The following is a 19057-nucleotide window of genomic DNA, read 5'->3' as shown; positions in this document are numbered from 1 at the left end:
TCGATGTACGTGGTCGTCGTCTACGACACGGCAGCCGAACGCAACCCCAAGATCCTCCGTACCTGCCGCCAGTACCTGCACCACGTCCAACGCAGCGTCTTCGAGGGCTCCCTGAGCCCCGCCCAGCTCCGCCGCTTCAAGGCCGCCGTCGAGTCCTGCATCGACTCCGGCTACGACAGCGTCCTCGTCTACACCTATCCCCCCGGCGCCACCCCAGAACGCCAGTCCTGGGGACGCCCGCAAGACTCCCCCACGGACATCCTTTAACCCCAAGCCAAGATCACCATCAATGATTTCAGCAAACCTCCCGGCCCAGATGCACAACCGGAGGTCCGCTGCAAAATTGGCCTCCAACCCCATCCCCTTCCCCCGCTCAACCTGCCGCTTTACTCTGGGGGGGTCCTCATCAGCCCTACGAGGGGTCGCAACAGGGCGACGGCGAACTTCGTGGTGTCGCCCTCGGTGGTCCTCATCAGCCCTACGAGGGGTCGCAACGACGCCAGGACGACGTGACCGAGGCCGGTGGAGAACCCGTCCTCATCAGCCCTACGAGGGGTCGCAACATGTCGTCCACACCGAACGCGATGACCTTTTCCTGATGTCCTCATCAGCCCTACGAGGGGTCGCAACATGACCGTGAAAGGCGCGTCCGCACTGGCGTAGGCGTCCTCATCAGCCCTAGGAGGGGTCGCAACAACACCAGGCGGGTGATCACGCCGCCTCCCCGGGGGGTCCTCATCAGCCCTACGAGGGGTCGCAACGTGGGGCAGTCGGCCGGGTGCTCGATGTCCATCCCGTGTCCTCATCAGCCCTGTGAGGGGCCGCAGCTACGGTGACCGCCTGGTTTTCAGGTGGTTGGCGTCGAGCCGAGCGAGCCCATCGGCGCATCATGGGTGACTAGGACACGGATGGGCCCGACCCGGCCCGCGCGGCGGATCGTGGTGGTGGCAGTGCTGTCCTGTTGCCGCTCCTGGGCCTTCCGCGCGGGCCTTGCTGGCGGCCGTGGTCGGCTGGATCTGGTGGATGGCAGCCTGGCCTGCGGTGTGCAGTGGTGCGGCGTGGTCGGGGGCAGGTCCCAGGCCCTGACCGATTTGGGGAGGGCTGCTGTGGATGGTTTCGCGATAGGTCTCAGCGGACGTTGACGTGGTCGGCGGCGCTGACCGTGGGCAGGTGGTTCAGGTCGCCGGCGAAGGAGACCCGCCAGCTGCCGTGCTTGGTGGCCTTGTACCGCTTGCTGAACCGGCCCTTGGTGTCGGTGGTCACCGTGCCCACCTTCGTCCACTTGGTCGCGCCTTTGGCGCGGAAGTAGACGGTGAGCTTGCGCCGGCCGGTGATCGGTCCCCAGCTGGTGTCGTAGCGGTTCAGGCGTCCGCTCACCGTCAGCATCGCGCCCTTGCGGACGGGCTCGGGGGCGGCGTTGAACGCGGTGACGGAGGTACGCAAGCGCACGTCCACATGGTCGGCGGTGCTGTGCACCGCACGAAGTTCGGCGTCTCCGGCGTACCGCATCCGCCACTGGCCGTCTGTGGTGGCGGGCGCTTTCAGGGTCGCCCACGCGTCCGACCCGGTGCGGCCTTGTCTGACCGTCCGCCAGCGGACGCCGTCGGTGGAGAACTCCAGTGCCACCGGCGTGTTCGCCAGGCCGAACTCGGTGCCGTCGTCTGCGGAGGTCTGGAGCAGGCGCCCCCTAGCGGTCACGGTCGAGCCCTTGCCAACCGGTTCGGGGGTGACGTTGAACCCCGCGAATCGGGTGGGCGTGTAGAGCTGCACGTATCGTGCCGGGCTGTGCGAGGACACTTCGGCGCCTTCGCCCACGTAGCGTGCCCGCCAGTGACCTTCGATCCGTGTTGCAACGTGCGTGCGGAACTGGCCGTTGCCGTCGGTGAGGGCGTCGCCCTGCTGTGACCAGGTCTTGCCGTTGGTGGAGGACTCGATGATCACTCGGCGGTACGGCAACGTGAAGAGGCCCGTGGCCTCCTGCCTGGACAGGATTCCCTGCACCGTCACGACACCGCTGCCGGCCTTGGAGGCGAAGAATTGGATGAACTTGGTCGGGTGGACTACGTCGATCTCTCCGACCGGTACGGAGTTCTCGGTGAGGAAGGGGGTCGACCCGTTGCGTACCGACAGCCGTCCTGATCGCGGCGCGGGGGTCTGGAGCCGGAACGTCCCGTCCGCCGCCGTGGAGACCCCGTCGGGCAGGTAGGTGTGGTCGTTCTCGCCGGGTCCGGTGTCGAGCATGGCCTGGACGGTGACCTGGGCCGGCACCATCCCGGAGGCCGCCTTGCGCAGCACCCTGCCCTCGATGACGATCGGGTCGCCAGCATTGATGCGTCCGGTGGGCTCGACCAGCCGGGCGGAGATCTGCGTCTCCTGCGGCACCGTCTGCAGGTTCACCCATGTGGACGCGGTGCATGACGGCGCATGAGGGCTCGGGTCCACATACGAGATCACCGAGTCTGAGCCCGCCACGGCCTGGTACTCGAATCGGCCGTCGGCATCCGTGTGCGCCGCGCTGTTACGTTGCCCCTGCAGATAGGCCTGTGCGTTCACCACCGGTTCCGGGGCGTGGTCGCGTGACCTTTGGAAGGTGGCGCGGCCGCGGACGACGATGTCGCGATGGTCGATGTCGATGACGTCCGGCTGCACCGACATCTCGGTGAGCGTGGATTTGTAGCAGGCGGTGAAGGGGGCGAACCAGCCGTTCTTGACGGTGCCGTCGGCCACGTCGGCCTCGGCCTCGACGAAGGTCAGACCCGGCCGGGCCTCGATGTCGACCGGATAGGCGGCCCGCCACCTGCCGTCCTTGTCGTCTCCCTGATAGAGGGTGAAGTCCTCGACGACGGCGTACGGCTCGGCATCGCGCTTGAGGTGACGGAGCTTCACCCGGACGGCCGTAATGCCCTTCGGGGAGCTAGCCCACAGATCGAGATCGACGGGATGCGCCGGATCCATCCGGTCGAGCGTCGCCCAGACCGCGATACCCGTGTTGTCCGCCGCCGCGTGCCCGGCGATCGGCCCGACGACCATGCTGCCCGCCAGCACAAGGACGAGGGCACAAGAGCCAAGCCGCCGCACGTGGTCTCCGGGGGGTCACAGGTCCGGCATCAACAACGCCGGACCTCGTTTTCGATCTTGGTCTGACCCTACACATCGGACGGAAAGCACGAGGGCGAGATCATTGATGTTTACTCGGCATGACCGTCGCACACTGGCCGCGCCGCAGGAGGTATTCCGTATAGACGCAGGTCAGCATTGCTGATCTCGTCGAGTTTCGGTGGCTGGATGCCGGCGGAGGTCTTCTTTGCAGGATCGTCCGTTGTGATCTGCTCGGCGGCGAAGCCATCGGCGCTCTGTCACGAGGACGCCTGTCGTTCGTGTTCGAGGATGGAGTGGACGATGGAGTCGCGCCACTGGTCGCGGATGCGCAGGTGGTGGCGGATACGGCCTTCTTCGACCATGCCGTGTTTGCGCATGAGCTGGTCGGAGGTGATGTTGGCGGGGGAGCGTGCGCCCCAGAGGCGGTGCAGGCCGAGGTGGTCGAAGCCGAGGGCGAGCAGGAGCTGGAGCATCTCCGAGCCCAGGCCCTGGCCCCAGTGGTCTTTGCGGAGGGCGAAGCCGAGCTGGGCGCTGGACTGGCCGGGATGCCCGGTGTCGATGGCCAGGCGGGCGAAGCCGATGGCCTCGTTGGTGGAGGCCAGCGCTGCGGCGAGGGAGTACTCGGTCCGCGGCTGTGCGCGGGCGGCTTTGGTCACGGTCTGGATGGTGGTGGTCACCTGGTCTCGGGTGCGGGGTTCGAAGCTGAGGTGTTCGGTGACGATGGGGTCGCCGTAGATGGCAATGACGGCGTCGATGTCGGCTTCGGTGAACTCGCGGAGGACGAGGCGCTGTCCTGGGACCGTGACCGGATACATGTTCAGCGAGGTTATCGAGCGGCGTCATGGCCGATGAGACGGCACGGGCACTCAGTTGCGGAGCGTTGCCGGATGGTGGATCAGGTGCGCTGGGTGAGTGCGTTCCTGTCCGGCTGTTCTGCGTTCTGCTGAAAAGAGCTGGACGTGGTGAGTCCGGTGCCTGGCAGCCGTGGGAAGGGAATTTCTCATTCCCGCCGGGTTGCTTGAACCCGCTGCCAGGCACGGGCCCGTCAGTTGCCGGTCTGACGGCTCACCTGTGCTTGTTCGCTAGCGGTCTCGTCGTCGGCCTGGCAGTTCTTTCAGCGACCGTTGGGCAGGGCAGCGGCGGCTGGGACCTGGGTGTAGGCCTCGATGGCGAGCTGGGTGTCGCGGGCGATGGAGGCCGCCCGGTGTTCGGAGTGGCGTAGGGCGTTGTGGACGCGCATGACGCTGGTGAGGATGCCGCCGATGCGCTGGCCGGGTGGCAGGTCCAGGACGGGGCGGAGAGCCTCGGCGGCGCCGTCGAGGTTGCCGGTGTTGACGCGGGCGAGGGCCTGGTCGGTGCGCGCGCCGGCCTCGTCGCTGAAGGAGCGTTCGGCCGGGTCGGCGGTTTCGTAGGCGTCGATGGCCTCGGTGGCGGCCTGTTCGGCGAGGTCGTCGGCGCCGGGCAGCCAGGTGCGGGCGTCGGCGGCGTAGTACAGCTGACGGGGCCGGGAGAAGGCCATGATGCCGCCCAGGGCGTCCAGGTCATCGCCCCGGACGGCGTCGCGGGCGTCGGCGGCGCGGATGATGGCGGCTTCGGCCTTGTCGGCGTCGCCGAGGATGGCCCAGGCGCGAGCCTCCTGGGCGTGCAGCCAGACGGAGGAGGTGCCGGTGGTACGGGCGGCGGGCTGGGCGCCGAGCCGGGCGTAGCGGACGGAGTCGTTGGGCCAGCCCGCCCAGTAGGCGATCATCGACTGCAGGCAGCGGGTCCAAGCGCGCAGCCCGTCGTGACCGGCGTTGTCGGCGCACACGTAGGCGGTGCGGGCCTGGGTCATGGCCGCCTGCGGGTTGCCCAGGTCGTGAGAGGCCTTGGCGAGCATTCCGCTGATCGCTCCGGCCAGCACGTACAGCTCGGAGGTCTCGGTGGGACGCTGCCGTCCCTCCAGCAGCCGGAACGCGACGTCCTGGAGGTCGATCAGGTCGCCGAGCAGCGACGGGAGGGGTTGTTGCGGGTAGGCGGCGGCGATCCAGGCCACCTCGTCGCGGAGCTGGTCGAGGGTTTCGGGGCCGATGTTGCTGCCTTCGGCGGTGACGGCGAACCGCAGGGCGCGGCGTGCAGCCATGTCAACCTGCCTTTCCAGATGATCGGTTGCGGACAGCGCCCGCGGTGTCGTCGGGGGTTGGGAGATCGCGAGGGCGGTGCTGTTCTCGCGGGCCGGTGGTCCGGCAGGAGCCGGGACGGCGGTGAACGCGGCGTTGCAGCGGATCAGCACGGCGCGTTCGTGCTCGTCAAGCCGGTCGAGCGCCGTGGGGGACAGCAACCGCAGCGGGCTGGTGCCGTACAGCGACGCCAGCGTGATGATCTGGGTGGCCTGCGGCGGGCGTGAGCCGGCCGCCGGGAAGCCCTCCAGCCGGGACAGCAGCGGCTGGTCCATGACGGAGCCGGGAGCCGACTCGGCGTAGCGCTCCACGACCTCGGGCTGGGACCAGCCGAGCGCCGTCCGGAAGGACGCCAGCGGCGAGCATCCGGTCATCTGCCGGATCTCGGCCGCCATTTCCTCCAGACTGCGGCCCTGTCGTGCCATTTGTGCGCGTAACCGGTTAACGTCCCGTTTGCTCCACCCGCCCATAAAGATCTCCTTGTGTGGGGCTCGTGAAGCCAGATTCACCGGCGGCGGTGAATGCGGCAACCGCACAAACCGGGCACTGTCCTTCCCGGTGACATGGACCGATGCTCCGAAGAGGTGAATCAGCAGGTCAGGCGGGTTGCCGGGAGCATGGAAAGCATGTCGTCACGCCTGGTGACGGGCGGCTTGGGAAGGCGTTCACTTGGTCTCGGTGAACAGAACCCCACCCCTGAGGTCCGGGAACTGCTTCAGCCCTCGGAATTCCCGTATTCGTCTGGAGCCGTACATGTCCGTGCTCCCCACAGAACGGCGCACCCCGATGCCGCCCGCACGTTTTCGCTCCCACCCCCACGACCCCGACCGCGACCGCGAGGAGCTGCACCTGGCCGCCCTGCCCAGCGCGGCCGGCCACGCCCGCCGGTTCGTGAGGGCACGGCTGCACAAGTGGGACCTGGACCGGCTGGCCGAGGCCTGCGAACTCGTCGCCTCCGAACTCGTCACCAACGCGGTCACCGCGACCGGCAGCCGAACCATCCCCTCCGGCCACACCGCACTGCACGATCGCACCCCGGCGGTCATCGTCCTGCAACTGAGGCTGACCAGGCACCGCCTGGTCTGCGAGGTCTGGGACAGCAGCCCGCTACCGCCCGTTCCCACCACCGTTCCAGGGCTCCTGGACGAGAACGGCCGCGGGCTGTTCCTGGTCGCGGCCTACGCCATGGGCTGGAACTCCTATTCCAGCCCGGCAGGAGGCAAGGTCGTCCTGGCCTGGTGGAACCCGTGGGCGACCGACCGCGCCCTGGTGGCTGGATGAACCGCAGCCGGAGCCCGGTGACCGCCTGCGCAGCCCGGCCCAGCATGACCGCGGCTGCCTTCACGGCTGGAGTCGCCTCACTGCGTGCTTCACCCCACAGGGCACGACCCGTGCGCGTGCCCGGCTTACGCGACCATCGCCGCCCGTCCTGCCGACCACGACATTCCCAGGGAGCCTGCCCATGTCTATTCGACGGCGTTCGCTGATCAGCCGCACCACCCGGACACCGGACCTGGTGCTCGTCCTGCCCAAGGACCTGAACGAGAGCGAGACCCTGACCGACCTGGCCGAGGCCATCGGACAGTTCCGCAAGATCCTCACCGACCGGGTGGACCACCTGACCCGGGCATCGCAGCGCCTGCAGGGCGGCAAGGCCGACCTGGCCGATCTCCGCGGTCAGCTGGACGCCTACACGGAGGCCGTCGCCCATCTGGACGAGGAGATCATCACCCGGTTCGACCTGTGGGACCAGTACGCCCGCTGGTCGCGCAGCCGCACCGACCGCAGGGAGCGCACCTTCATCGAACGGTCACGGCTGTTCTGAACCCCGCGGCGGGCCAGGCCGACACGAGAAAACGCGCTTGGAGTCCCTGACCCGCCGCGGTCCCACCGGCTCCCGGCCACCGGCCGGTGAGCCGACCATGACGCCGCGGCCCTGGAGGAGCGACGCCCAACCCCCTCGGGGGCGTCGTCTGGGAGGGGTCCATTCCAGGGCCGCGGCCCCATCCTGGGCTGTCTGGCTGACACTGGTGCCGCCTTCTTTCGTAGGGTCGGCACCGTGACGGGCTCGGCGGCATGCATGGTCTGTGCGAATAACGCGCGCTTTGATCGGCTTCCGCCGCGTGAGCTGATCGCCGCCGATCCGTACTGGCGGGTGGCGCACGCGTTCGGCACCAGGCTGCCCGGCTGGCTGGTGCTCCTACCCCGCCGTCACGTGACGGCCGTCGCCGAGCTGACCGACGCCGAGGCCGCCGCGCTGGGGATCTGGCAGGTGCGGCTGTCGCGGGCACTGCACGCGGTGACCGGTTGCGTCAAGACCTATGTCGCCCAGTTCGCCGAAGCCGAGGGCTTCGGCCATGTCCACTTCCACATCATCGCGCGCAGCGGCCACATGCCGGCGGAGCTACGCGGACCGAAGGTGTTCACACTGCTCGGCCGCCCCGACGAGGAGGACCTCAGCACCGAACAGCGGGACGAACTCGCCCTGCAGATCCGTGAACACCTGGGCGAGCCCTCGCCCTCGCCCATGGCCTGACCTGGAGACGATCTCCCGCTGCGTTCTCCTCGCTCGGCGCATCAGCCGCCGATGCCGCGCGGGCCCGTACGGACTCCAGATGGGTCTGTCCAGCTAAAGGCACCTCTCTGCTCACTGCGGCTTGACACAGAGAGGTGCCGAAAACCGTACAGACCCGGTCGTGGCAACTCGCACCCGCCGGGACAAACCACCCAGGCATGGACCCTGGACCTCCACGCTCAGCCAACGCCGACCTGGAACCTACTTGAGTGAACGTGGTGATCTGAATCTATACTCACGTATATGCACTGGTCAACGTGTACATGCGGGCACTGGATGCCTGCGCTGAGTAGGAAGAGTTAAAGGTGATCTCATTCTCGGGGCCGGTTCAGCTCCCCGAAGCAGGCTGTCCCCAGAGCCTGCCCCCGGCCGGGGCGTCGGCGCGAGGCGCCAGCAGTTCGCCGGTATCAACGCGATGTCCACCCACCGCCGTCTCTGACGCCGTCACCTCGTGGGGGCGATGAGGACGCCTACTGCGCGTCTGGCAGGACTTCGAAGCCCCGCGCTGTGACCCCTCGCAGGGGCGATGAGGACGCGATCCGCAGGGCGGAGGGGACGGGACGACCCGTGTGTTGCGACCCCTCGCAGGGGCGATGAGGACCCGTCGCGCGTGCGCTGGCGGCGCAGTTCGACGCGTTGCGACCCCTCGCAGGGGCGATGAGGACGCCGACATCAAGGGGCAGTTCGCCGCCTACGGCGTGTTGCGACCCCTCGCAGGGGCGATGAGGACCCGACTACATGCGACGCGGCCGAATCTTGCTCGTGTCGTTGCGACCCCTCGCAGGGGCGATGAGGACCTCGTGGGACCTGGACACCTGGGACGAGGGCGACGAGTTGCGACCCCTCGCAGGGGCGATGAGGACCCTATGGCCGTAGGCCGAGGGCGCGGTGGGACGCACGTTGCGACCCCTCGCAGGGGCGATGAGGACCCGACTACATGCGACGCGGCCGAATCTTGCTCGTGTCGTTGCGACCCCTCGCAGGGGCGATGAGGACCCCCCAAAGTAAAGGCCCAGGCCAACGGGGATGAGGACGGGCTGATACGGCTTGGTTTTGCAGTGAACCTCCGGTTGTGCATCTGAGCCGGGGGGTTTGCTGAAATCGATGAAGACGATCTTGTGGTTGCTCCCGTCGTATCCCTACGCAAGCCCTGGTCTCCTGCTAGTTGACCACATGGTCTCGATGCTGTCCGCCGGGCACGCACAGGAACTCATGCCAGGCCCGCTGGCGGGCTCGATGCTCGAGCCAGGTCAGTGTGCGTGATGATCTCATCGACCGCTCCGCCGCGTACCGTGAGGCGGCTTGCGAGGCGACCTTGGTCGGGGCGGTGTCATGGTGGCCGTCCACGGCGAAGCCCACACACCGCGAGAGAGCAGGTCCAGGATCGAGGGCAGTAGATGTCAATGAAGCTCGAATCTTGATCCCCTGGCGACGGGCGGGTTCCAGTACTTGTCGCAACACTCCTGCTATGTGAAGGGGTGTGGAGTTGGGGCGGCGGGGACGTAAGCGGCAGTTGGAGCTCGAGGACGAGTACTGGAGGCTGATCCTGGCCGGTGTCGGGACGGTCGAGGCGTGCCGCCGGGTGGGGATCGGCCGCAAGACCGGATACCGGTGGCGGGCCGAGCGGGGCGGCATCCTTCTCGCGCGGGTGGCCGAGGCGTCCCGCTCGTCGCGGTACCTGTCGCTGCTGGAGCGACAGCGCATCGCCACCCTGCATGAGCGTGGCCACGGCGTGCGCGAGATCGCCCGCGCCCGGCCAACGCACGGCGCGAACGCGCCGGCAAGCTGATGCAGGACGGCGCGCTGCGCTCCCTGGTGCAGGCCAAGCTGGAGCTGGAGTGGAGCCCGCAGTAGATAGCCGCGTGACTGCGCGTCGAGCACCCCGGCAAGTCTGGGTGGCATGTCTGTCACGAGACCATCTGTCAGACCCTCTGCTATGGAGCTGGACGTCAGGCACACGGGTCGTTGGCGTGAGCCCCCAGGCGATGAGGCCGGTTCATCCTGTGGGAAATCTGTGGGACGGGGTGGCGGGTCAGGCGGGGTCAACCCACGTCAGGTGAGGCGATGCCATGCCTCTGACCTGGGAATACTTCATGCTCCCAGGTCAGAGGCGTGGGTGATCCTTGTTCGGGACGAAGAGGTCGTGGGTTCAAATCCCGCCACCCGACCCAAAGGTGCAGGTCAGAGGCCGGTTCCTAAGCGCGTATCCAAAGGTTCTGCGTGTAACCGGGTGTGAGATCGCCGGGGTGGGAGGGCGTTGACACCGGCCTCGCCGGGGGTTGGATCGAAGTTGCCCGCAACGTCCACCCCGCCCGGCGAGGTCGTGGCCGGTATGCGCCCGCTCAGTGTGTTCGCCAACCGCTCGGACGTCCAGGTGCACCAGTTGCGCCCCGATCTGCGGGGCCGGTGGCGGGTGGCGGGTGGCGGTGCGGGCGGTGATGGTGCTGCTGTCGCTGCACGGTTTGTCGGCGGCGCAGATCGCCGTGCCGCTGGACCGTGATGCGGGCACGGTGCGCCGCTGGATCGCCCGGTTCAACGATCGTGGGGCGGCCGCCCTGGCCGACCGGCCGCGCAGTGGCGGCCACCGTTGGGCGGGCCGCTGTCGCCGACGCGGATCGCCGGCCTGCTGCAACGGCCGGGACCGCGGACGGTGCCGCGGGTGTGAGGTACCCCGGATCTTCCGGACAGCTCCCCAACTAGAGTTGGGGAGAACCGGAAAGGAAGGTCGTTGGCGCGACAGAGGCGGCATTTCACCCAGGAGCACAAGGACGAGATCGTCCGCATGGTCCTGGACGGCCCGAGACCGATCGCGCACGTTGCGCGTGAGGTCGGGATCCACGACACCACCCTGGGCAACTGGGTGAAGGCATACCGCAGAAGACACGGCGACGCGGCCGCCGCCGACACTGGCGGAGGCGAGCACAAGAGCGAGCGGGAACTCCAGCTCGAGCGAGAAAACCGCAAACTCCGCGAAGAGAACGAGTTCCTGAAAAAAGCCGCCCTGGGTTCAACTGGCCCGATGCAGCAGCCGCCCCCGCAAAACCTTCGGTTGGAAGACCCCCGCCGAAGCCTTCAACCAGCATCTATGCTCACCGAACAGCAACGTTGCAACGACTCCTTGAACCCAAGAACTACACCAGCGACGAGTTTGGCCGCCAGCTGAGCAAGTACCAGATGCGTCGCTCGGTAGGGCGGACCGGAGTGTGCTGGGATAATGCCATGGCCGAGTCGTTCTTCGGTGCCCTGAAGAGTGAGTGGCTCAGCCGCATGGTATTTGTCACACGCGCCAAGGCCCGCCGCGCGGTCGTGCAATACATCGAAGGTTTCTATAATCGACGCAGGCTTCACTCGGCGATCGGGTACCGGACCCCTCTGGAGGTCCACACCGAGTACCTGAGCCGACAGCAGGCCGCGTAGGTCACCCATCAGGACGCTGTCCGAAAAACGCAGGGCCCCTCACACCTGCCCACCGGGCGTCCGTTGTCCTGGGCGGCGAAGGCTTGAGTCAGAAGGGCGACGGACTGGGCCTTTGCGGCGGTGCGTCATTTTGCGGGTGCGGGAATTTTGGGGTCCAGAGTTTATTCACTGGTGTTGAAAAGCTCCGGGGGAGGCCCCTCGTTCCGCTGCAATTGCTCCAGCAATACATCTCGGCCTTGCAAAATGTGCTCGGTCATGAGGTTGGCTGCCCTGATCGGATCGCGGGCTGCGATCGCATCGCGGATCATTTGATGGAACAGATGCGAACGCTGGCTCCTGGCCAGGTCGAAATGGCGGAACGACTGGAAGACCAAAGGTACGTCGACTGTGCGGGCGAGGAGGTATCCGAGCCGTTGGTGGTGGGCGCTCGCGACGATCGCCGCGTGAATCTCCTCGTTCGCGTCGTGGACGGCGCGGACGCTGCCCAAGGAGTCCCCGGATAGTTGATGGATCAGGTGTCCGAAGAGTTCGATGCCTTCGTCGATGCGCTCCAAGTCCTCATGGGTGGCGTTCTCGGCGGCCAGGCCGGCGCCGTAGGATTCCAGTTGAGCACGGAGACCGTAAATGTCACGGACTTCGTTGTAGGTCACGGAGCGGACGACGGCGCCGCGGTTGGGTTCGCTGCGGACCAGCCCTTCGGCCTCCAGCCGCCGCAATGCCTCGCGTACCGGTGTTCGGGAAAGTCCCAGCTCGATACCGAGACGCTGTTCGACCAGGCGCGAGCCGGGCAAATAGTTCCCCTCGATGATCTGCTGGCGGATCCGCTCGTACGCGAGGAGTCCATTGCCCTTGATTCCGGTCATGGTTCAAGCCCTTCCAGGACACTTGCCGCCATGAACGGTGATCTTATCCGTTCAGCTCGCGGGGTCCTCGGGGAGCCAGTCACCACGCTCACCGTCCCACACCCGCTCATTTCGCCACTTTGCTCGGAGTGTCGTCTTGCGGATGCGGTGAGTGGCCTCCGTGCGAGGAAAGTCTGTCACGTACTCGACGTACCGGGGAACCATGAAACGGGGAAGTACCCGAGTCAGCCCGTCGAGTAGTTCGGCCTCTGCCGGCCTGACCCCCTGGTGCAGGCGGACCACGATCTTGATGTCCTGTTCGCCCAAGGGCGAGGGGACTCCGATGGCCGCGCACTCGGCGACCGACTCGACATTGAGGACTGCCGCTTCGATGTCCGCGGAGGAGATGTTCTCTCCGCGGCGGCGGATGCTGTCGGTCATCCGGTCCACGAAGTAGTAGCTGCCCTCGTCGTCGCGGCGGAACGCGTCCCCCGTGTGGAACCAGCCGTTCCGCCATGCCCGCACGGTGGCCTCGGGCTTGCCGAAGTACCCGGCGTTGAGGGTCCAAGGGACGCCGGTCCGGACCATGAGCTCGCCGACCTGCCCAGTGGGGACTTCCTGGTCGTTCTCGTCGACCAGGCGGGCCTCGTAGTAGGGGAAGCCGTCGCGCAGCCGCCCGCAGGATCGCCAGTCCCGCACGCCGTCCGGCTGGTAGAAGGGGAGGCTCGTCTCGGTCATGTTGTAGCCGGTGACGATGTCGACCCCGAACGCGGACGTGAACTCCTCGTGTGCCTCGATGACCGGGGCCATGATCACTCGCCGTAGCGGGTTGTCGGTGTGCTCGGGTCGTTTCGCGCCGAGAAGCATCTGGGGGACGGCGCCTGCCAGCAGGACCATCGTGCAGTTGTGGCGTTTGATGTCGTCCCAGAAGGCGCTGAGGCTGAACCGCGACCGGAGTACCGCGCGCCCACCGAGGCGGGCCATCAGATGGACCGTCATGCGTCCGGCCACGTGGTAGAAGGGGAACGGCACGTACTGTGCCTCGTGCTCCGCGCCGCTCTGCCACTGCTCGGGCAGGAGCGCCGAGAACTGGCCCCACGGCATCATCACTCCCTTGGGGGAACCCGTCGTCCCCGAGGTGTAGATGATGCAGGCGATGTCGTGGCGTGCGGGCTGCTCCACCGGCGCCGCGTCCGCGTCGGCCGCTGCGAGGTGCGCCTCCGTGGTGACCACGGCACACGGGAGGGACGCCGCCTCTGGCGGCACGTCGCCCGCGACCACGATGAGGGTTAGTTCCGCCAGGTCGGGCAGGGCCGCGAACCGGTCGAGGTAGTCGGGCTCCACGACGGCGACCCGGGCGGCGGTGTCGCGTAGCACGTAGTGCAGCGCCGTACCGATGAGGTCGGTGTTGACGCCGACGTCGATCGCTCCTGCCCGGGCGGTTCCCAGCCACTGCTCGACCGCGACGCTTCCGGGACGCAGCATGCTCAGCACCAGATCCCCACGGCCGACACCCGCGCCGGCGTGCGCCACGGCCCACCGGTTCGCGGCCTCGTGCACCTGTCCGAACGTCCTCGGGGTCCCGCCGACGGGGTCCAGGAAACCGCGGTCCGGACTGACCTGAGCCCACTCCGAGACCAGCGCCGGCAGGGTCGGCTCATCGATCAGCGCGTAGCCGCTGGGACCAAATTGTGTGCGATCTGGATCCTTCATCGCCTCATCCCTTGACGTTTCCCCATGTCGCGGCTCATTGTTGCATACAATCATCGCCATGTGAGGAGAATCGCATGTTCACGAGGAAGCTCAGGCCGGTCACGGCGGCCGTTGTTCTCGGCGTGGCGGCCGTCTCCGCGTGCTCGGCTCCCGGACAGGCGGAGCAGCCCGCGGAAGGGTTCCCCCGTGAGATCCGGATCGGCGTCCCGCTCGACACCTCCGGCCCCGTCGGCCCGGTGGTCGAGATCGGTCTCAGCGAGCGCGAGGGCATCCGCGTCGCGGCGGCGGAGATCAACGAGTCCGGCCTCCTGGGCGACTCCAAGATCGTCTTGATGGAGACCGACACCGCCGCCAACCGCAACGAGGCGGTGAAGGCCGTGACCCAGTACGTCGACAAGGGTGTCCACGGCATCGTCGGGTTCACGCTCACTCCCTCCTTCGCCGCCGCGGCACCGGTCGCGCAGCGCACCAAGATCCCGGTGGTCGCCGTCGGTCTCAGTGGCGGCGGGGTCGAAGAGACCGGTGACCTCGTGTTCCGCACGTATCCCAACGTCGCCACGACCGTCTACCCGCCGGCAGACGTGGCCTTCGCCAAGGACTTCGGCGCCAAGACCGCCGGGCTGATCTACGCCAGTGACAACGACTCCTCGGTCGCGATCAACAAGGCGCGCAAGGAAGCCCTGGAGAAGGCCGGCGTCAAGGTCGTGGAGAACGTCGCGATCGGTTCCCAGGACACCGAGCTGCGGGCGGCCCTGACCAAGCTCAAGGGGGCCTCCCCTGACGTCGTGGTCGCCAGCACCACTCCGGGGCAGGTCCCGGCGTTCGCCTCCCAGGCGGCCGAGGTCGGTCTCGACTCCCGCATGATCACCGTTGACGGCACGCAGACGCCGGCGACCCTCAAGGCGGCGGGTGAGGAGCTGCAGTGCGCCGTGTTCCAGGCGGTCTGGTCCACCATCAGCACCAAGGGGAACAACGAGCACTTCATCAAGGAGTTCGACAAGCGCAGCGAGCGCGAGCCGGACACGTTCGCCGCGGCGTCCTATGACGGGCTGTGGGTCCTGGCGACGGCCATGAAGGCCGCCAACTCCACGCAGCCCGGCAAAGTCCGCGAGGCCCTACTGAAGATCAAGGACCACCAGGGCGCGCTGGGCACCTACGACTACACCCAGGGCACCGGCGCCCCCACCCTGAGCGGCGAGGCGATGATCATCGACGGTGGCAAGGCCAAGGCGTACGAGAGCGGCCAGTCGTGCACGGCCTGACCCGCCTCCGACCGTCCCGCACCGGCGCGAGGACGGTGACATGCAACAACTGATCAACGGGCTCGCGCTCGGGAGCACCTACGTGCTGGTCGGCGTTGGCGTAACGCTGATCTGGGGGCTCCTGCGGATCCTGACCTTCGTCCACGTGCAGGTGCTCACGTGGGGAACCTTCGTCACGCTGTGGCTGCTGCGGACGGGGCTTCCGGTGCCGCTGGCGGTGCTGGCCGGGATGCTGTTCGGCGGCGTCGTCTATATCGCCATCGACGCGACGGTCCTGCGTCCGCTCCGCTCGCGGAACGCCGGCGAGTTCTCCTACGTCATCGTGACGATCGGACTGGCGCTGGTCTTGGAGACCGTGCTGCGCATGCTCACCGACGGCAGCACCGAAGCGTTCCCCCGGGACGGCTTTCCCCAGGGGGCGCTGCGGATCGGGTCTCTTTCGCTCCCGTGGCTCCACCTGGCCACCCTTGCGATCGGACTCCTGTGCGTGGCCGCCCTGTCGCTATGGCTGCACCGCAGCTCCTTCGGCCGTTCGCTCCGCGCCGTGGCCTACTCCCGGGACGACGCCGAGCTGCTCGGTATCAACTCCGGGGCCGCGTACCGGGTCGCGTTCTTCATCTCCGGGATGATCACGGTCCTGGCCGGCGTCTTCATCGCCGCGTCGACCGCGAGCCTGTCCTATTCCTCGGCCAGCCATCTGCTGCTGGTCGCGGTGGCGGTGATCATCCTGGGCGGCATGGGGTCGGTGGCCGGCGCCTGCGCGGGCGGCCTGATCCTCGGCGTCGTCGAGGTGATGGCCCAGGTGCACCTTTCCAGCGAGCTGCGGGACGCGATCGCCCTGCTCTTCATCCTGGTCGTCCTGGTCCTGCGGCCATCCGGCCTGATGGGCCGCGCGGAGGCGTCTCGTGTTTGATTTCCTCGGCTACTACAACGCCATCCTCATCCATCAGAGCCTGATCATCGGGCTGCTGGTCATCAGCGTCCTGATCGCGATGCAGGCGGGCCTGCTGAACCTCGCGCCCGTCGGGTTCATGGCCTTCGGCGCCTACACCTCGGCCCTGCTCACCGTTGAGGCAGGGGTCTCCATGACGGTCGGCGCCCTCGCCGGTGCCCTGACCACGGGACTGCTCGCACTGCTCTTCGCCGTTCCGGTGCTCAGGCTCAGAGGCATCTATTTCGCCATGGGCAGCCTGGCCCTGGGACAGGCGATCGTCGTGATCATCGGTGCCGTGGAGTTCACCGGGGGACAGCTGGGTCTCAACGCCATCCCGATGGGTGTGCCGACCGTCCTGCTGGTGGTGCTGGTCGTGGTCGCCTGTGCCGCGCTGGAGATGGTGCGGCGCTCGTACGTCGGCCGCGGACTGGCCGCGATCCGGCTCGATGAGCGCACCGCGCAGGGCCTGGGCGTCAGCGCGTACCGCTACCGTCTCGTGGCGTTCGTGATCAGCGGTGCGCTGGCGGGCCTGTCCGGCGCCCTCGACGTCCACTCCAACGGCACCGTCGCGCCCTCGCAGTTCGACTTCGGGCTGCTGGTCGTGATCCTCACCTATGTTCTGGTGGGCGGTGTCGGGCACTGGGTCGGCCCGGTGCTGGTGACCGCCGCGGTGATCGTGCTCCGCGAGTGGGTCGGCCTGCTCGGCACCGAGGTGGAGGACATCGTCTACGGACTGCTGCTGGTCGTGACCATGGTGCTCGCCCCCCAGGGACTGTCGGATCCGGCGATGTGGCGCAGGCTCAAGTCGAAGCTCCAGGCGAAGCGCGAGGCGAAGGTGGCCGCGGTATGACACTCGAACTCCAGGACGTCCGCAAACGCTTCGGCGGGGTCGTCGCCTCCGACGGCGTCACGTTCCGGGTCGGGGACGGCGAGATCTTCGGCCTGATCGGCCCGAACGGCGCCGGCAAGACGACCGCGGTCAACCTGATCACGGCGTACATGCGGCCCGACAGCGGGCAGATCCGGTTCGAGGACACGGAGATCACCCGGCTGAAGCCGCGGCAGCTGGCCGCCCGGGGAGTCTCGCGCACCTTCCAGAGCCTGCGGCTCTTCGAGGGCGTCACCGTCGCGGACAACGTCCTCATCGGGAGGCACCGGTGGTTCGAAGGTCACGTGCTGCTGCCGTTCCTGGGCGGAAAATTCGAAAAGTCCCAGCGTGCGGCCGCCCTCAAATGGGTGGACTTCGTGGGACTGGGTGACGTGGCGGCCGAGCCGGTCGACAGTCTGCCCTACGGCCTGCGCCGGAAAGTAGAGATCGCCCGCGCGCTCGCCCTGGAGCCCCGGCTGCTGCTCCTCGACGAACCGACCGCCGGCATGACCCGCACCGAGTCGGACGAGGTCGCCGGCCTGATCCGGCGCATCCGCGAGCACGGAATCACCGTGCTGCTGATCGACCACAACATCTCGCTGGTCAACCAGGTCTGTGACCGCGTCGCGGTCCTGGACTTCGGCAAGGTGATCGCCGAGGACGAACCGAAGGCCATCTGGCAGAACCAACTCGTCCGCCGCGCCTACCTCGGTGACGACGAGGAGACCATGACGGGAGCCGACTCGTGATCCTCGAACTCAAGGACGTCCACGCCGGCTACGGCTCGCTCTCGGTCATCCGCGGTGTCTCGCTCACCGTCGAGCCCGGCCAGATCGTCACGATCCTCGGGCCCAACGGAGCCGGCAAGACAACGCTGCTGAAGTCGCTCTCCGGGCTGATCCGGCCGACCGGCGGAAGCGTGATCCTCAGCGGTACCGACATCACCCGGCTGCCCGCCCACCGGCGGGCGAGACAAGGCCTGCTCCACGTCCCGGAAGGGCGAGGGATCTTCGACGACCTGACCGTCGAGGACAATCTCCGGCTTGGAGGGCAGCGGCTGGATCGTTCCACCCAGGACCGGCGCGCCGACGAGATGTATGAGATGTTCCCGGTGCTCTCCGAGCGTCGCCGCTCTCGCGCCGGTCTGCTCTCCGGCGGCCAGCAGCAGATCCTCGCGGTCGCCCGCGGCCTGATGAGCCGCCCGAAACTGCTCATGATCGACGAGCCGACCATGGGACTCGCTCCGATCATGGTCAGCGAGATCATCGCCAGCCTTCAAGGCGTCCTCGACTCGGGGACCTCGATCCTGCTCGCCGAGCAGAACGCAGCGGTCGCCACGCGGGTGGCCACCACCGTGCAGGTTCTGAGCAACGGCGAGCTGAGCGAGCATTCCGCCGACACGGGCGACGCCGACGCCATCTTCGACGCCTACCTGGCCTGACACGGCCCCGACCCGGAAGGAACACCACACATGACCGGCTCGGAATCGGGCATCGCATGGGTGAGGATCGAGGGCTCGGGCCCGCACAACCTCCTCGACGTCGGCGCGCTGTCCGCGCTCACCCGGAAGCTTGCGCCGTTCCTCGACGCCCCGCCCGCCGCGGTGATGCTCCACGGCGGCGAGAGCTTCAGCGCCGGGGCGGATCTGACGGAGCTCGGACGCATGACCGCCGAGGAGTTCGCGGGCCTGCTCGACGCCGAACTCGACCTGTACGAACTGGTCGAGCGGCTGCCGTGCCCCACCGTGGCGGTCATCCGCAAGTGGTGCCAGGGCAGCGCCGCCGAACTCGCCCTCGCCTGCGACATGAGGATCGCCGGCGAGTCGGCACGGTTCTGCCTACCGGAGGTGGCGGCGGGATTCCCGGCACCGGTTCACCGGCTGGCACAGCTGGTCCTGCCCGGTGTGGCCACGGAACTCGTCCTCACCGGCCGCCGAATGGGGGCCGGTGAGGCGGCGAAGGCCGGCCTCTACACGCAGGTGGTGCCCGACGCCGAGTTGGACGCGGCGGCCCGGCGGCTCGCCGAACGGCTCGCGGGTCTGCCGTCACCGGCGGCGGTCGCGACCACGAAGGCCTGGCTGCGCCAGGCCAGAGCCGGAGAGCCCTTCGACCGCGCCGACCTGCGAGCCCGCGCGACTTCGATCTTCTCCGACTGGCTGGATGGCCGGCGGTGACCCACCCCGAATCTCAGG

The 19057-nt window shown here is 67.9% G+C and carries 17 protein-coding genes, 2 pseudogenes and 2 CRISPR repeat arrays; of the genes and pseudogenes, 14 read left to right on the top strand and 5 right to left on the bottom strand.

What is annotated here, in order from left to right; all coding sequences use genetic code 11:
• The first annotated feature begins 3 nt into the window (after window positions 1–3).
• Window positions 4–267 carry a CRISPR-associated endonuclease Cas2 gene (cas2, locus tag C4U03_RS15420; RefSeq protein ID WP_103938422.1) on the top strand — a complete coding sequence of 88 codons (264 nt, stop codon included), beginning with the start codon at window positions 4–6 and terminating at the stop codon, window positions 265–267.
• 131 nt (window positions 268–398) lie between these two features.
• Window positions 399–828: direct repeats of the CRISPR family, unit length 31 nt; unit sequence GGTCCTCATCAGCCCTACGAGGGGTCGCAAC.
• Window positions 829–1128: 300 nt separating this feature from the next.
• Here cas2 and C4U03_RS15415 read toward each other — a convergent pair.
• The 3 genes from C4U03_RS15415 to C4U03_RS15405 all read right to left on the bottom strand — a co-directional run bounded on the left by C4U03_RS15415 (window position 1129) and on the right by C4U03_RS15405 (window position 5650).
• Window positions 1129–3045, bottom strand: coding sequence for an immunoglobulin domain-containing family protein (locus C4U03_RS15415; protein WP_103938421.1), 1917 nt, complete (start codon window positions 3043–3045; stop codon window positions 1129–1131).
• A 311-nt stretch (window positions 3046–3356) separates the two neighbouring features.
• Window positions 3357–3914 carry a GNAT family N-acetyltransferase gene (locus tag C4U03_RS15410; RefSeq protein ID WP_103938420.1) on the bottom strand — a complete coding sequence of 186 codons (558 nt, stop codon included), beginning with the start codon at window positions 3912–3914 and terminating at the stop codon, window positions 3357–3359.
• A gap of 299 nt (window positions 3915–4213) precedes the next feature.
• Window positions 4214–5650, bottom strand: a complete 1437-nt coding sequence (locus tag C4U03_RS15405) for a hypothetical protein (RefSeq protein ID WP_235017880.1) — start codon at window positions 5648–5650, stop codon at window positions 4214–4216.
• A gap of 358 nt (window positions 5651–6008) precedes the next feature.
• On the opposite strand from C4U03_RS15405, the gene C4U03_RS15400 reads away from it, so the two are divergent.
• The 7 genes and pseudogenes from C4U03_RS15400 to C4U03_RS15370 all read left to right on the top strand — a co-directional run bounded on the left by C4U03_RS15400 (window position 6009) and on the right by C4U03_RS15370 (window position 11247).
• Window positions 6009–6536, top strand: a complete 528-nt coding sequence (locus tag C4U03_RS15400) for an ATP-binding protein (RefSeq protein WP_103938419.1) — start codon at window positions 6009–6011, stop codon at window positions 6534–6536.
• Window positions 6537–6717: 181 nt separating this feature from the next.
• The gene (locus C4U03_RS15395) at window positions 6718–7080 is read left to right on the top strand and encodes a hypothetical protein (RefSeq protein WP_103938418.1); all 363 of its coding nucleotides are present in this window, start codon (window positions 6718–6720) and stop codon (window positions 7078–7080) included.
• Window positions 7081–7335: 255 nt separating this feature from the next.
• Window positions 7336–7791 carry an HIT family protein gene (locus C4U03_RS15390; RefSeq protein ID WP_103938417.1) on the top strand — a complete coding sequence of 152 codons (456 nt, stop codon included), beginning with the start codon at window positions 7336–7338 and terminating at the stop codon, window positions 7789–7791.
• Between the two features lie 543 nt (window positions 7792–8334).
• A CRISPR array of direct repeats spans window positions 8335–8826; the repeat unit is 30 nt; unit sequence GTTGCGACCCCTCGCAGGGGCGATGAGGAC.
• 484 nt (window positions 8827–9310) lie between these two features.
• Complete coding sequence (locus tag C4U03_RS15385) at window positions 9311–9619, top strand: helix-turn-helix domain-containing protein (RefSeq protein WP_103938416.1); 309 nt, start codon at window positions 9311–9313, stop codon at window positions 9617–9619.
• A gap of 543 nt (window positions 9620–10162) precedes the next feature.
• A pseudogene (locus C4U03_RS42835) lies at window positions 10163–10492 on the top strand (helix-turn-helix domain-containing protein); the annotation flags it as partial.
• 66 nt (window positions 10493–10558) lie between these two features.
• Window positions 10559–10798: pseudogene (locus C4U03_RS43135) on the top strand (transposase); the annotation flags it as partial.
• Window positions 10799–11004: 206 nt separating this feature from the next.
• Window positions 11005–11247, top strand: a complete 243-nt coding sequence (locus tag C4U03_RS15370) for an integrase core domain-containing protein (protein WP_103938413.1) — start codon at window positions 11005–11007, stop codon at window positions 11245–11247.
• A gap of 161 nt (window positions 11248–11408) precedes the next feature.
• On the opposite strand, the gene C4U03_RS15365 is transcribed toward C4U03_RS15370, so the two are convergent.
• Together C4U03_RS15365 and C4U03_RS15360 are read right to left on the bottom strand one after the other, a co-directional pair.
• Window positions 11409–12110 (bottom strand): GntR family transcriptional regulator, encoded by a 702-nt coding sequence (locus C4U03_RS15365; protein WP_103938412.1) that lies wholly within the window; start codon window positions 12108–12110, stop codon window positions 11409–11411.
• Window positions 12111–12161: 51 nt separating this feature from the next.
• On the bottom strand, window positions 12162–13802 hold the full coding sequence (locus tag C4U03_RS15360; protein WP_160146994.1) for an AMP-binding protein: 1641 nt from the start codon (window positions 13800–13802) through the stop codon (window positions 12162–12164).
• A gap of 74 nt (window positions 13803–13876) precedes the next feature.
• Here C4U03_RS15360 and C4U03_RS15355 point away from each other — a divergent pair, with 74 nt between their 5' ends.
• From C4U03_RS15355 to C4U03_RS15330, 6 genes are read left to right on the top strand one after another with little or no spacing between them, the layout of a single operon-like run.
• Window positions 13877–15064 carry an ABC transporter substrate-binding protein gene (locus C4U03_RS15355; protein ID WP_103938410.1) on the top strand — a complete coding sequence of 396 codons (1188 nt, stop codon included), beginning with the start codon at window positions 13877–13879 and terminating at the stop codon, window positions 15062–15064.
• Window positions 15065–15104: 40 nt separating this feature from the next.
• Window positions 15105–15977: a branched-chain amino acid ABC transporter permease gene (locus C4U03_RS15350; RefSeq protein ID WP_103938409.1), complete on the top strand. Its 873-nt coding sequence runs from the start codon at window positions 15105–15107 to the stop codon at window positions 15975–15977.
• Window positions 15970–16848: a branched-chain amino acid ABC transporter permease gene (locus tag C4U03_RS15345; protein WP_103938408.1), complete on the top strand. Its 879-nt coding sequence runs from the start codon at window positions 15970–15972 to the stop codon at window positions 16846–16848. The genes C4U03_RS15350 and C4U03_RS15345 overlap by 8 nt, the downstream gene beginning before the upstream one ends.
• On the top strand, window positions 16845–17615 hold the full coding sequence (locus C4U03_RS15340; RefSeq protein ID WP_103938407.1) for an ABC transporter ATP-binding protein: 771 nt from the start codon (window positions 16845–16847) through the stop codon (window positions 17613–17615). Before C4U03_RS15345 ends, C4U03_RS15340 begins: the two co-directional genes overlap by 4 nt.
• Window positions 17612–18307: an ABC transporter ATP-binding protein gene (locus C4U03_RS15335; protein ID WP_103938406.1), complete on the top strand. Its 696-nt coding sequence runs from the start codon at window positions 17612–17614 to the stop codon at window positions 18305–18307. The genes C4U03_RS15340 and C4U03_RS15335 overlap by 4 nt, the downstream gene beginning before the upstream one ends.
• 30 nt (window positions 18308–18337) lie before the next feature.
• Window positions 18338–19039 (top strand): enoyl-CoA hydratase/isomerase family protein, encoded by a 702-nt coding sequence (locus C4U03_RS15330; protein WP_103938405.1) that lies wholly within the window; start codon window positions 18338–18340, stop codon window positions 19037–19039.
• The last annotated feature ends 18 nt before the right edge of the window (window positions 19040–19057 follow it).

The organism is Thermomonospora echinospora (assembly GCF_900108175.1).
GTDB lineage: Bacteria > Actinomycetota > Actinomycetes > Streptosporangiales > Streptosporangiaceae > Thermomonospora > Thermomonospora echinospora.
Note: the sequence above shows the minus strand (reverse complement) of the source record. Positions and strands in the feature narration are given on the sequence as shown.

What these genes read in the sequence shown, in the direction of transcription:
- C4U03_RS15350 (WP_103938409.1), top strand. Translation starts at nt 15,105, where the DNA reads ATGCAACAACTGATCAACGGGCTCGCGCTCGGGAGCACCTACGTGCTG.
- C4U03_RS15365 (WP_103938412.1), bottom strand. Translation starts at nt 12,110, where the DNA reads ATGACCGGAATCAAGGGCAATGGACTCCTCGCGTACGAGCGGATCCGC.
- C4U03_RS15340 (WP_103938407.1), top strand. Translation starts at nt 16,845, where the DNA reads ATGACACTCGAACTCCAGGACGTCCGCAAACGCTTCGGCGGGGTCGTC.
- C4U03_RS15395 (WP_103938418.1), top strand. Translation starts at nt 6,718, where the DNA reads ATGTCTATTCGACGGCGTTCGCTGATCAGCCGCACCACCCGGACACCG.
- cas2 (WP_103938422.1), top strand. Translation starts at nt 4, where the DNA reads ATGTACGTGGTCGTCGTCTACGACACGGCAGCCGAACGCAACCCCAAG.
- C4U03_RS15410 (WP_103938420.1), bottom strand. Translation starts at nt 3,914, where the DNA reads ATGTATCCGGTCACGGTCCCAGGACAGCGCCTCGTCCTCCGCGAGTTC.
- C4U03_RS15390 (WP_103938417.1), top strand. Translation starts at nt 7,336, where the DNA reads ATGGTCTGTGCGAATAACGCGCGCTTTGATCGGCTTCCGCCGCGTGAG.
- C4U03_RS15355 (WP_103938410.1), top strand. Translation starts at nt 13,877, where the DNA reads ATGTTCACGAGGAAGCTCAGGCCGGTCACGGCGGCCGTTGTTCTCGGC.
- C4U03_RS15360 (WP_160146994.1), bottom strand. Translation starts at nt 13,802, where the DNA reads ATGAAGGATCCAGATCGCACACAATTTGGTCCCAGCGGCTACGCGCTG.
- C4U03_RS15370 (WP_103938413.1), top strand. Translation starts at nt 11,005, where the DNA reads ATGCGTCGCTCGGTAGGGCGGACCGGAGTGTGCTGGGATAATGCCATG.
- C4U03_RS15330 (WP_103938405.1), top strand. Translation starts at nt 18,338, where the DNA reads ATGACCGGCTCGGAATCGGGCATCGCATGGGTGAGGATCGAGGGCTCG.
- C4U03_RS15400 (WP_103938419.1), top strand. Translation starts at nt 6,009, where the DNA reads ATGTCCGTGCTCCCCACAGAACGGCGCACCCCGATGCCGCCCGCACGT.
- C4U03_RS15405 (WP_235017880.1), bottom strand. Translation starts at nt 5,650, where the DNA reads ATGGCGGCCGAGATCCGGCAGATGACCGGATGCTCGCCGCTGGCGTCC.